This is a genomic window from Bacteroidota bacterium (assembly GCA_016713925.1).
Taxonomy (GTDB): domain Bacteria; phylum Bacteroidota; class Bacteroidia; order AKYH767-A; family OLB10; genus JAJTFW01.
This window is the reverse complement of record JADJOH010000008.1, coordinates 498,333-512,027: the sequence shown is the minus strand read 5'-3', so window position 1 is coordinate 512,027 and position 13,695 is coordinate 498,333. Positions and strand designations below refer to the sequence as shown.

Below are 13,695 nucleotides of genomic sequence, written 5' to 3'. Positions count from 1 at the left end.
AAAAAGCGAGGCTACCCTATTGGTAACCTCGCTTATTTTAATTTAGATTATATTTCTTATGGATGAATCGATCCAATGAAGTTTAAGATGTTATTATCTACAATCGCCTGATCGGTGATATCCACTACTCCATCTCCCGATACATCCGTTGGTACATAGCCGGAAGCAAAGTTCAAGATATCATTTCCTACATAGCCCTGATCGGTAATATCCACCACGTCATCCTGTGGAGCGATATCGCCACTGTAAAACGCGAATACGCCCGGCGCTACAGCAATCATATTGGAACTGAAGGCCTGAGTAGCCGCAGTGGTGAAGTTGTAGTTCGTTGTAGCAGAGAAGGTGAGCAAATCACTCCATGTCTGTACCGCGTTACGATGGAACACCGCGATGTAACCGTTAGCACCGTTAATGGCAGCCGGGAAAGTAAAGCTCGCCTGGCCATTGGTGCCAAGTACTGCTGTTCCGGAAGCCAGAATATTGCCAGGGGTTAACTGATCACGGATTTCTACACGGATCGTATCACATTCTGTCAAACTAACGCCTACTCCTGAATTCAGTAAGGCCGGCACCAATCCGCCTGCTCCATCATACATACCTTCAATCAGCATGGTCAGATTAAGAATAGCGTTGGTGTTAGTCGTGATCACTACGTTATCAAATCCTTGACAACCGTTGGTGTCTGTTACCACAGCCGTATACGTTCCACCTGTAAGACCTGTAATTGGAGTACCGCTACCAATCAATGTAAATAATGCATCGTACCACTCAATGACATAGCCGGGAGTTCCACCTGCTATTACTACTGAAGCTGTACCGTCGTTAGCACCGGGGGCGCTTTCGTTAGTAGATGAAAGGGTCAGGGTAATTGATGCAGGCTCATTGATGGTAACAGATGATGTATCTGCACAACCGGAGTTATCCGATACAATCACCGTTAATGTAGCAGCGGCAGTAACTGCACGCGTTGCGTTGGTATTTCCATCGCTCCACAAGATGTTGTATGGCGCAGTTCCTCCGGTCCAGAATACGGTGGCTGATCCATCAGCAAATCCGTTACAGGAGATATCTGTTCCAATCACTGAATCGATCACGATCGGAGAGGATCCCGAAACAACATAGGTCAATACACCGGAATTACAAGAGGCAGGACTTCCCGCTTCATCATATACCTGCAGGTAATAAGTACCGGCGGTCAGGTTACTTAATGTATCCTGATTGTTCGCCTTCGTTACGTTGCTGATGATATTGGTTTGAGCAAGGTCGGTGGACCAGATGTAATTATAGTTCGGTAATCCGCTGGTTACGGTTACAGCGATTGAACCACCTGTGGTACAACTTGCAGGAGTAATCACATCCACTACCGCCACCGACTTGGTCAGGATAGTAGCGGTATCAGAACTTGCAGAACATCCGCTAGGCAGTGTAATGATAACTGAGTAAGAAGAACCATTGCTTGAGCTGATAGAATCCAGATCAGGAATCGCAACTCCGATAGCGCTCCAGGTAAAGTTTGTACCTGCAGGATAGCCGCCAACAAATGCACCGGTATCCACCACATTCACGTAAATGAAATCAGGGTTACACAAGGTAGTGTCGTTGTCAGTGATGACAGGTTTAGGATTCACACTTGAACTAATCAATACTGAATCAGCTCTTGTACATCCATTGAGCGGATTTGTGACGGTGACAGTGAAGTAACCGGAAGAAGGAGGATTAGCCTGAATATTCGCTTCAGTGGAAGAGCCAATGATATTAGCACCCGACCAACTGATATTTGTGGCAGGAAGAGGCGTAAACTTCCAGGCTTCATTCACAACCGGATTAGGAGTCCATAACGAGAAATTACGGCTCGGAGGTGTAAAACCGGCGGTACCGTTACTGTTTTCAACACCACAAGCCGTCTGATTACCATTGTTATCAATATTAGTATGATAAATATCGATCGTGTTGTCCGCCTCATTTAAAACAATCTGTCCACTGACATTACCTCCTGTAGTAAAGAAGTCAACGTTCACCCATTCGGCTACCCACTGACGGTTAGGAGCAGCACCTACAGTATAGAAACGAATACTATCCGGAGATACAACGTTAAAATCTTCCCAGGCCAGAGCGACAATATTATTTGGGTTAGCAGCACTTGGAATGTTTGCACCATATACAGTAGTAGAGTTACTGCTGGTTCCAAACTGAATGAATCCATTTGAGTAAATACTCACATTTGTATACGCCGTTCCGAAATACGTGAAAGGAAACGGAAGAGTAGTTGCTACCTGCGAATCATCACCGGAAGGACCGGCTCCCCAATCACTTGAACCGGTGGGATCCAACGGAGCATGAGGGATAGAAGTAACGGAATAGTTAACAGAAACCGGCGAAGTGATGTTTACAGAAATCTGAGCTGTATCACCATTACATAATACAGGCGTAGTAGTTGTAGCCGTTATTATTGGAGAAGGGTTTCCTGTAACAACAGCAGTAGCAGTATTGGTACATCCGGTTACAGCAGTAGAAGCAGTATAGGTGATTGAACCTCCCGCAGCAGGAATCGCATAAACAGTATCTTCATTGGTTCCTGCGGTATATGGAATTGTTCCCAGGGAATCAATGAAAAGATTAGTTACCGGAGACCATCCGTAATCACTATATACTGTCGGGCTGGAAGCTACGAGTTGTGCAAAACCTCCCACACAGAAAGTAGATGATGATGGATTTACGGTCACCAGACTCGCAGGGTTTATATCCACAACCACAGGTACTCTGGCACCACCTGTCGGACAGGAAGTAGTAATACTCCAATTATACGAAGTTCCATATACACTTGTACTGGTAGCACCTGTTGGTGTTGTTGAACCACCCACAATGGAGAATACTCCTCCCAGATTCATGTAAGAAAGGCCATAGTTGGCCGGAGGATAAGTAGGATTATAGGAACAGGTTACTCCACTTGTTGTCAACTGGTAATTTCCTGAACCGGTTACCACAAAGTTCACCGGAACATTTACAAAGGTTCCCACCTGCGCTGCTAAAATTGTTTGATTAAACGAAGAAATATTAGTGGCAGATCCTGCATTCTGTAAGGCAACCGTAAGTGTACCGGCAGCATTTGGAAGCACCTTAATACTGTCAATTCTGATACTTGCCGTCGTATTAAATTTACTTGAAATATTGATACCGGCTGCAGATCCGCCATTTAAATTTCCACCCACAGATTTTTCCCCTCCTAAATCATAATGATTGGTAAAAGTTGTTGTTACAGGCTCCGCATAGTACGTCGAAGGAAACGATGAAGGGGTGACGGAATAACTGTTTCCTGAAAACAATGGTGAACCCCCACTTGGACTGGCATACCAAACAATTGTTGTATTCGGTCCGGGGTTAGCGGTAACAGTAGCTATACTGTTCAGACAGTTTACTTGTTGAGGTGAATTCGTTGAAGTAATCGTTCCGCTGTTAACGGTTACCAATACAGGTGTAGAGGTCACAGGAGAAGAGCTCGGACAAGTAAAAGTACAACGATAGTAAGCACTCGCCAATAAAGTACCTGTCGAGTAGATGGCGGTATTGTTTACTCCCGGTGCCGGCGAGTAAGGACCTCCTACTGAAGCGGCTGTTTCCCATAAAAAGACAGCACCCGGAATAGAAACATCCGTAGTTAAATCAGTACTGCTTCCTGCACAAATGGTTGTATTAAAACCAGGCGCAGCAACAGTAATGGCTGATGAAGGCGAAGGACTGGTTCCAATAATGGCATTACCCACATTCGAAACGCAGGTAGGATCTACAGGATTACGTACCCATAACGGATAGGTACCTGCTGCCAGTCCTGAGAAGGTATTTGAAGATTGCCATGTTCCATCTAAACCGGTCGTACTGTTGTTGCTATACTCGTAACTATTATAACGAATATTTAAATCGTCAATAGCATGTAATTGGTTTGAACCACCCGTACGTGCAGTGAACGAATGTATCCAGTTGCTTTTATTGCTGGTGAGATAAGAGGCCGGCAAGGGTACATGATCAAAAATCACCTCATTGTTTACGGTTACTGTTACAAATCCATTCTGACTGATGATGATCGCAACAGGTGCATCCACCAGTCCCTGCCACCAGGATCCTAACTTATAAGCAAGTACTCCGGGATCACCGGGACCCTGCCCTACTACTGTACAATTAAACATGAGGTAACAACCCGGCTGATTGTTCGGCCCGTTTGCCGTTGCATCAAATGCAAGCTTAAGTCCTGTACCTGACCCTCCTTCACCTTGTCCTCCTGTTGTCACTGTTCCTACAGTAACATCTCCACCATAACTCCAACACATACCATCTGCTCCTAATATATTAAAGGCAAATCCGCGGGGGCCTGTTGACATTTTAAAATCAACCTGCAAATTGTTTGTATTGATGAACGCAGAATTTCTGATGACCAAAGCACCGGTCTGGCCATTTGCCTGATTGGTGATATTGGCTCTTCCGCTTGTAAAATTGGTATTACCGAAGGATGCATCGAATGCAGGTCCTTGTAGGCCGGTAGCAAAATTATTCGAATACCATGTTGTGAAACTGTTTTGTCCTTCCGGATAAACGGTCGCTACTCCGTTATCACCACAATTCGCGTCCGAAACAACATTCAATGAAGTATAACCAACAAAATACGAAGGTGATGCTACTGCATACGATGCAGGGCACTCCGTATTGCTCGCACGTACCTGATAAATATAATTACCATTAGCAACTGGTGTTGTAGGGGTATAGTTATCTGTAGCGGATGCAGTGGTAGTGCTTTGAAGCAATGTTGTTCCGGATTGATCATACCAATTGTACACCCAGCTTCCTGCACCAATAGTTCCCGGATTATTTACTGTAAAGGTTACAGGCGTTCCGGTTGCACATACGGGGTCAGGTGAATAAGTATAGGTTAACTGAACAGGAACAACCGGTGATGTGACCACATTTAAAACTACCACAGCTTGCGATGTACATCCATTCAATGCAGTTCCGGTTACTGTATAAGTCCATGTTGGAGTTGCAACAGTGGCCGGAGGAGTGGCAGTACTTGATGCAAGCGTAGAAGTTGGCCTTGAGGTTACATTAGCTAAATTATTCCTTGTGGTTAACAAGGATACTACCGGATAACCTGCCACACCCGGATTTACAGTCCAGGTATAAGTATTCGCACCACTGGCAGATAAATCCACATTAGCCCCGCTGCATACGCTGGTTCCGGTAGTCGGTGTAGCAGTTATTACTGGTACAGGAAGTATGTCTGCAAAAACCGAACTTGAAGTAGTAGTTCCTGCTCCAAATGAACAACCAATTTCACATTGGTAATACATGGAGGCATTTAATATTGCGGTAGTGTAACTAATAGCATTTGCGCCTGTACCTCCGGTAACATTAACAAATGAACCCGGCAAACCTGTAGCTGACTCTTGCCACTGATAAGTATAACCCGGCAATGCAGTAAATCCGGAGAGGAACATCGTTTTTGTAACATTACCACACACCTGACCAGGAATTGCTAAGGTAGCCGTTGCAGAAGAGGGAGGACCGGAGCAGAAGAATCCGGCAAAATTTCCTGCATCAGCACCGATATCATCTGGAGTGAATCCGGCACGTGATTGTCCGTCAAAATCATCTGTTACCGAAGCGATGTTCGTTCCATTTTGTTCGATGATGGTTTGATTAGTTGGATGAATATGTAAATCTCCGGTTGCTGCTGTACCTGCCGGATTGATAAATTCAGGATTGCCCGCCTGACTGTTGATATCACTCGCCACCCAACCGGATGAATACGTTGCAAAGTCAGTTGTACCGTTAAATCCAAACACATACCCTGTACCTGTTCCGTAGTAATCATTGTAATTTAATGTGAGTGAAGTCGAGTTGTTTAAATTAACTGCATAGTGTTTCGCTGTTCCGGCAGCATTGCTTCTGTCGTTCATGAAAATATTGTTCCGGACATCCGCAACGACAGCCCCTGTCTTTTGAAAACAGGTTGAATTAACAGTTGACGAAGCTACTCCTGTTCCACCAATATAGATACTGTTATTGTATATGTTCTGAGTCGTAGAATTACTTGAAATACCGCGAATCAAGATGCCCGCAGTTACACTGTTTCCGTTTTCATCAAGCCCCAAACGAATCATGTTATTTTTTATCGTTACCAGACCTGATCCAACATCCATTCCCGACAAAACTCCTAACGTGTTTGCCGTGTTAGCCAGCGATAAACTATGAATGTTATTCTTTTCAATAACATTGGTTCCTGTCGTAGGTCCTGTAAAAAGTAATCGCCTGACAAGTTGTTGCTCCCGTTGCAAGAGGACTCGTTAATCGCAATGTATGAAGGGTATTACCACTGATCGTTGCAGGTGCTGTTGTAGAGGAATAGGCAATTCCCACAATAGCAGAAGTATTACCTCCGGAAGTAGTTTGCGTACTTGAACTGAGGTTGGTAATTGTATTGTTAGAAACAGTAACGGTACCTGCAGTCACCTGAATACCCTGCATAGATGTTGCCTGTGTTCCGACAGCTGCAATATTCGTATTCATATTGGCAATGATATTACCGGTAACAACTCTGGCAGTTGCGCCACTATTCACTGTAATACCTCGAATCGATTGAATCGATGTAGAAGTAGATGCGGAAACGGCATTGATACTATTGGCAAGCGTTAAACTACCTATAGTATTATTTGTCACATTCACTGTTGTACCCCGGAAACGGCAATACCATTGAATATGGGTGTTACGGTAAGTACAGATGAAAGCAAATCTACTCCTGAAATCTGGTTGTTGGCTATGTTGATTAAACTTCCACCACCTGTTCTGATACCAAGAACTCCTCCGGTATTAGCGGTAGCAGTAAAAGTAATTGCACCATTTACAGTGTTTGATCCGATTAAATTCCCTGTAACTGTTCCAATATCTACTACACCATTGGCGACGTTAATTCCAACAAAAGCAGTGGAGCCGGTATTACCGGATGTCACATTAAAATTGGTAATTGTGTTATTTTGAACAGAAGAAGCAGTACCAATTCCTAAGGATAAATCCATCCCACTAAACAACCACGCGGTTGTACCGGTCATTGTATAAGTGCCCGTACCCGCAGAAGTACTGTAACCAATACTATTGTTTGAAATCACATAACCGCTTGCCGAGGTTAAAGATCCTGTATTAGGTGAGATCCACATACCACGAACCGTTTGTGTGCCGGTATAAGTCAGGGAAGATGTCTGATAAATACGGTTGTTAGCAATACTATAATTATTATTACCCGGAGTAACATTGATACCTGCTGAAGCCAAAGCACCAAGGAAGAAATCATAAATATTATTATTGATAATACTGTTGTTATCATTATTGGAAGCTGTACCTGCTGCGGTTGAATTATAAGCATAGATACAGACACCAAGGTTTCCACCGGAGGTAATACTGTGTACATCACAGAATGAAATGGTGTTATTATCGTTTCCATTTGCTCCGGTAGTAGTACCAATAGCAATTGCTCCGGGAATGGTACTTCCTGCCAACGCTGTAGTTGTATTGTTCGCTCCGTTCGCATTCGCAGCGCGGACATCCAGATAGGTAAGTGTGTTGTTAGAAGATTCGTTTCTCAATAATACCGACTGACCGGTGGTACCGGTATTCTCTATCGTTAAAAATTTATCGGTTCCAGATCCGCCCGGGCGGCCATCGATAGTAATAAAACTGGCTCCATTCATATCAATGGTGGAAGTCGCATGATTACTGGTAATTAAAATGGCAGAAGTGGCCGACACTTCCGGACGAATAGTCACATTATTAGTAGCAGTGATGCATGCATCATAAGACATCGTTATCGGATAGGTTTCTCCTGCTCCGGTATAAGTGCTTTGCATTTCTATAACCAGTGGAGATGAAATACCTGTTGTAGCAATAGCGGCAATGGCGCCACCCGGTCCGCTTAAAGTAGGATAGGTTCCTGTAGGTCCGACAGTTATTGGAGATGCAATTACACCGCAGGCATTTGTTGAAGCTGATCCTGAATTTTGTCCGGCGTTAATCGTCGTATTGTAGGCAGGTGCTCCTGAACAAAGTAAATTATTATAGGCGTAAACGTAATAATCAAAGGTGGTACTTCCGGTAAGACCTGTAGTGCTAAAACTTGTAGCTGCTCCAAACGAAACAACGGTACCCAAACCAAGAGATTGCCCGGCTATATAGGTAGTGCCATTTACAGGATTTGTAGTTGCCGCACCATTAGGATAACGCACTACTAAATACCCATTAGGCGTACTGCCTGCCGGAGTAAATGAACCGTCAATTTGAGAGGTAGAAACAGGGGTTAATGTTAATGCGGTGGGTTGATCAGCAGGAATGACACAGGGAGCTTGCGGATCGAAACGCCATCCGTTTCCATTACCCGGCCATGCGGATGAAGTAGTTGTTGAGTTCTGTAATCCGTTTAATGCATTGATATAATTATTGGTTCCTCCGGTTGCATTTTCTATTCCTATAGCTGCTCCTGTGGCAGTTATAGTTCCGGTAGTTGTTCCATATAACAATTCAATCCGGCCGGGCGTGGCTGAAGCAGGTCCATGGATAGAAACTTGAAATCTGATAAGGTTAGCTGTGGTAATGCTGAAGCTGCTGCCGACAGCCTGATCCCATTGAAAGGTATAAATATCTGTTCCGGTTAAACCATGTCGCATACTACCCGGACCTGTTCCCGGCTGAGTGGCAGGAAAATTGGCGCCCATATCTTTAAACCATACACCAATTGTATTAACGGGAGCGGTTGCAGTAAATAAGTTTCCACCAACTCTCGAATTACTGGCGGAAATGGTCATCTGATTACCCATTCCTATCCAGCCATTCGTACAAAAAGTAACCTCAGTGAACGGATTACCCATGTACGTAAATGTGAAGGGCAGTGTAACAAGAGCTGCTCCGTCATCCTGACTATTAGACAGACCTGATGACAATCCGGCATTGGCATTAATCACTGTTATACCTCCTCCGGATAATTGTGTATAAGTACCACCTGTTGTTGACGTCCAATTGTAAGCAACTTGTGCTACCGACTCAAAACAAGTCATGAAACTGAGAGTAAAGAGTAGCAAAAAATAAACAGGTCTGACTTTATTCAAACCTGGTGAACTGGTAATTGTTTTCATATGTTGGTTATTTGTTTTCATCAATACACGACGTGTGATCATTGTAGCATGAATTTTTCACGGAATATAATCAAGCAAGTTCGGGATAAACTTCCATTTCCCAATGCCTAATATTAGGTGGTCGCAAAACCATTAGCGCCATATACAATCAGGACTATCCTCTTATTTCAGCATATTTTAACCATCCCTTCGGGTAAAATATGCTGAAATAAGAGGATAACATCGCTGATTTTAATCAATGATCAGTTTGTTACCCATCAACTATTGATAACTATTTTGTGTATTCCCTGCAACAATAAAAATCATAGCGGGCTGCATAAAAACGCTTTAAGTATGGAAATGAAAGAAAAAGCTGCCAATTTCTCAGCAGCTATTTCCTTCCATTCTAATAAACAACCTTACTGTTTTGGTTTCGGTGTTACCCAGATCTAATCTCACGCAATTTCGTTAATTTTATGCCTTCGTAAACCCCTAATATTAGGGCTGAAGTGTTGAAGCATTCCAATTACCCTTCTCCGCTAGTTATAGAAAGCTGCTCTTATGACCACCCTATGAAAATCGTTCAACCTCCATCTGCTTGTTAAAATTGAATTCTACCGGAAAAAAGTTCCTTGTTTTCGTGGGGCTCCTTATCGGAAATCTGTGGAGCCTCTCTGCTCAGCAAACGGTATATTTTAAGTCATATACCACACAGGAAGGACTTCCGGCAGGTACCATAACCGGATTATGGGATGATCCTAAAGGATTCTTGTGGTTGCTTTCTGAAAATGGATTGAGCCGATTTGATGGGAATGAATTTATAGAATATAGAAATAACCCATCGGATCCTTCAAGTCTGCCTTCTTCAACAGTTATTTCCGGTCATAGTGACGCATCAGGCAATACCTTCTTTATTACTTCCCGGGCAATTGCAAGTTACTCATACAGGACAGAAACTTTCAAATCTATTCTCCCAATTTCTTCCGGAAAAGATGTTAAAGTAATCGCTTTCTATGGGCCGTTTACGTTCTTTTTGGCGGAGGAGGTGTTATATAAAGTTAACTTTTCAAAGAATCTTGTTACAAAATATCTACTTCCGGCACTTATTTCGGAGGCCTCTTCGGTTAATGCTGAAATTTTCAATAATCAATTGCTCTTTGCTACAGGAAATGGCTTTTTCGGTTTTGACCTGACAACAAATCAATTCAAGAAACTGGATCCTATCGGATTGAATAAGAAAGCGAGCATTTCATTGTGTGCTCAACCAAACTATTTCTTTATTAAGGATAAGGATCTCTATGTAAGTTGTATTTCCCATCTTTTCGTATTTGAACCTACACTTCAAACTTTCAAAGAAATCCTCCCCCGATCTTCAGAAACAACACCTTTGAGATCAAAACCCAATTTTGAAAAATTAATAAACAATTACCTGATCCTTCTTTCACCGAAGGGTGAAATTGAGTTTCACAATATGTTGACCGGCAAATCCGGCAAATCGTCCCTTTTAATAAAACTGAAGGAAGAATTTGGAGCGGATTTTACATTCAGTGGTTTTGTGAAAGGGAAAAATAATAATTTCTGGTTGCAGAATAGTAATGGTGGATTAATTGAAATGGCCATTGCAAATGACTCGCTGTTGTTGCTCTCCCATCTTCATACAGGTAATTCTCAAAACCCAACCAATGACTGTAACTTAATTCTGGATTATAGCAATGAAATTACCTGGTTCTTTTCAGCGGGAAAAGGATTGGTCAAATGTGAAAGAAATAAAACGCTCTTCAATTCTTTTGTAACAGACGGAAAAGCGAATCCCAACAATTACTCTTTAAGCAGAAATATACGTTCCATTTGCGAAACCGGGAAGAATTCACTTTTCATTGCCTCACTGGATGGAGTTCGACAATTTAATATAGTTGACAGTAGCCTTACGCGGATAATACACCCCACAACTAACAAAGTGCTTTTCAACGAAAATCCTTACAGCACTATAATAAAGGATCAAAACGACAACATTTGGATCACCGGTTGGAATACGCCGTTGCTCCATCAATTGAACTATAAAAAAAGTGAATATAAACTGCATGTTTCTTATGATTCTCTCCTGCAAAATGATCGGTTCACCTTTCGTTCCGCATATGTGGACGCAGATTCATCTATTTACTTTGGGCTTTCGTCCGGACATCTTTTTCGCCTTCGTTCAAGAGAGGAAATACCTCCACCTGAAAACCTTGACTTAAAACAGGGCAAGGAACACCTGAAGGGAGCAAGTATATTCTGTATTACCGGGTATATAAATAGCAGGTTATTACTAGGTACAGCCAAGGGAATATTTACCATTGATAAAAACACCATGGAAGTTATGCCGTTGAACAATCAACTGCCACTTCTCTCATCAGATATTCGGAGTATAATTTATCGTGATAAAGAGAATATCTGGATTGGCACGAACGGAAACGGTTTACTCAGTTATAATCCTATTAAAAAAACGATAAGGCAATTTAGAAAAGAAGAAGGTCTTTCGGACAATTCGGTTTATAGTCTGCTGATGGATGCAACAGGTAATCTCTGGATGGGAACCAATAAAGGAATTTGCAAATTCATTCCGGGAAATAATTCCTTTTTAACTTTTTCCAATAAAGACGGACTGCTCTTTGAGGAATTCAATACGAATGCAGCTTGTAGTCTGACCGATGGAAGACTTGCCTTTGGTGGAATCAATGGCTTCGTCATTTTTCATCCGGATACCGTTTCAGCGCATATACTCAGTCCTCCACCTGTAATTACAAAAATTTTATGCAACAATAAAATTCAGCCTTTGGACTCCAGCTTTCATTTTCAATACACTGAAAACAATCTCACCTTTCAATTCTCCTCACTCGACTTTTTCAGGAATGAAGAGATTCAATATGCTTATAAGCTGGAAGGGCTGGATCAAAACTGGATAAATTGTGGTACCCGACGTTTCACTACTTATTCAAATCTGGATCCGGGAGAATACATTTTTAAAGTAAAATGCTCTAATCCCCATGGAGAATGGAGTGATCAGGAATTGTCTATTCCTTTTACCATAAGTACCCCCTGGTACAAATCCGACTATTTTTATATTTTACTATTGCTGACGTTGGCAGGTTTGATTTACAGTTGGATGCTCTATAAGAACCGACAAAACCGAAAACTCTTAAACATCCGGGAGAATATCGCCAGAGATTTACACGATGAAATCGGCTCTAACCTTAGTTCTATTTCCATTTTTAATCAGGTGGCTAAAGAAAGTATCAGCAGAAAAAAAGACGATGTTATTCCTGTGCTGGATAAAATCGGTGAATACACGCAAATTTCACAGGAAGCAATGAACGATATTGTTTGGATGATTGACAGTAAGAATGATCGCTTCGAAAACATCCTCGTTAAAATGCGGACTCACGCTGCGGAAACCATTGGTTCTACCCCAATTCACCTCCACCTCAATCTTGATGAACGATTGAAAAATGTAAAGATTGATATGAAGCAGCGTAAAAACCTGTATTTGATTTTTAAAGAAAGTCTGAACAATATTTTAAAATACGCCCAATGCAAATCCGTTTGGATTGATTTATATGAAAACGATAAAATGATTACCCTGATGATAAAAGATGACGGAAGAGGCTTTAAACTGGAAGATACAAGAGGAAATGGGCTGGTCAATATGAAAAAAAGAGCAATGGAAATAAAAGGTGTCCTGACTATTGACTCTTTGCCGGGTAAAGGAACGAGCGTTAAACTGGTATTTGATCTTTAATTCTGAATTTATCAATATCTGACTAATAATAGTGATACATAAATTATATCGAACTACTTATATTTGAATTATGATTAAAGTAATGGTTTTTGATGATAATAAGGGAAGGCTGGAAAGCCTGGAATTATTAATCAATCAGTATGATGACATGAAGTGTGTAGGTACTTTCGTCAATTGCGAAGGTATTATTGAAAAAGCCAAAGCATTGCTACCTGATGTAATCTTAATGGACATCGATATGCCGGGTTTAAATGGTATAGGAGGATTAAAGTTAATTCGTAAATCTATGCCCGACGTGATGGTCATCATGCAAACCGTTTTTGAAGAGGAAGATAAAATTTTTGAAGCAGTTAAATCGGGCGCGCATGGTTATTTTTTAAAGAAAACATCCCCTTTAAAATTAATTGAGGGGATAAGAGATGTGATGGAAGGTGGTGCACCTATGACTCCATCCGTAGCGAAGAAAGTATTGGAGGTATTTCAAAATAAAACGAATTCAAAAATTAAAAATTCCACTTTTGATTTAACGCCACGTGAACTGGAGATATTATCTCATTTGGTTAAAGGCTCCAGCTATAAAATGATTGCTGATGCTTGCGGTATCAGTTGGCATACTGTAAACTCTCATTTCAAGAAAATATATGAGAAGTTACATGTACATTCTGCAACAGAAGCAATTTCGGTTGCACTGGAACAGAAAATTATTTAATGCTCCGTCACTAATACAATAGTTATAATAATAAAGGGCGATATCAAACGATATCGCCCTTTATT

Annotated in this window: 5 protein-coding genes; 2 read left to right on the top strand and 3 right to left on the bottom strand. The window is 41.8% G+C overall.

Going from position 1 to position 13,695, the window contains the following annotated elements:
- Window positions 1–56 precede the first annotated feature (56 nt).
- Genes IPJ86_16345 through IPJ86_16335 form a run of 3 tightly spaced genes read right to left on the bottom strand, consistent with a single transcriptional unit; the run spans window position 57 to window position 9,164 of the window.
- A complete protein-coding gene (locus IPJ86_16345; protein ID MBK7888791.1) occupies window positions 57–6,323 on the bottom strand; it encodes a hypothetical protein in 6,267 nt (2,088 codons plus the stop codon).
- Window positions 6,253–6,711, bottom strand: coding sequence for a hypothetical protein (locus IPJ86_16340; protein ID MBK7888790.1), 459 nt, complete (start codon window positions 6,709–6,711; stop codon window positions 6,253–6,255). Before IPJ86_16340 ends, IPJ86_16345 begins: the two co-directional genes overlap by 71 nt.
- Window positions 6,708–9,164, bottom strand: coding sequence for a hypothetical protein (locus IPJ86_16335; protein ID MBK7888789.1), 2,457 nt, complete (start codon window positions 9,162–9,164; stop codon window positions 6,708–6,710). The genes IPJ86_16340 and IPJ86_16335 overlap by 4 nt, the downstream gene beginning before the upstream one ends.
- Window positions 9,165–9,783: 619 nt before the next feature.
- Here IPJ86_16335 and IPJ86_16330 point away from each other — a divergent pair.
- Together IPJ86_16330 and IPJ86_16325 are read left to right on the top strand one after the other, a co-directional pair.
- Window positions 9,784–12,921, top strand: a complete 3,138-nt coding sequence (locus IPJ86_16330; GenBank protein ID MBK7888788.1) for a hypothetical protein — start codon at window positions 9,784–9,786, stop codon at window positions 12,919–12,921.
- 70 nt (window positions 12,922–12,991) lie between these two features.
- Complete coding sequence (locus IPJ86_16325; protein ID MBK7888787.1) at window positions 12,992–13,630, top strand: response regulator transcription factor; 639 nt, start codon at window positions 12,992–12,994, stop codon at window positions 13,628–13,630.
- The last annotated feature ends 65 nt before the right edge of the window (window positions 13,631–13,695 follow it).

Coding starts and splice junctions, on each gene's coding strand:
- IPJ86_16325 (MBK7888787.1), top strand. CDS start 12,992: ATGATTAAAGTAATGGTTTTTGATGATAATAAGGGAAGGCTGGAAAGC.
- IPJ86_16335 (MBK7888789.1), bottom strand. CDS start 9,164: ATGAAAACAATTACCAGTTCACCAGGTTTGAATAAAGTCAGACCTGTT.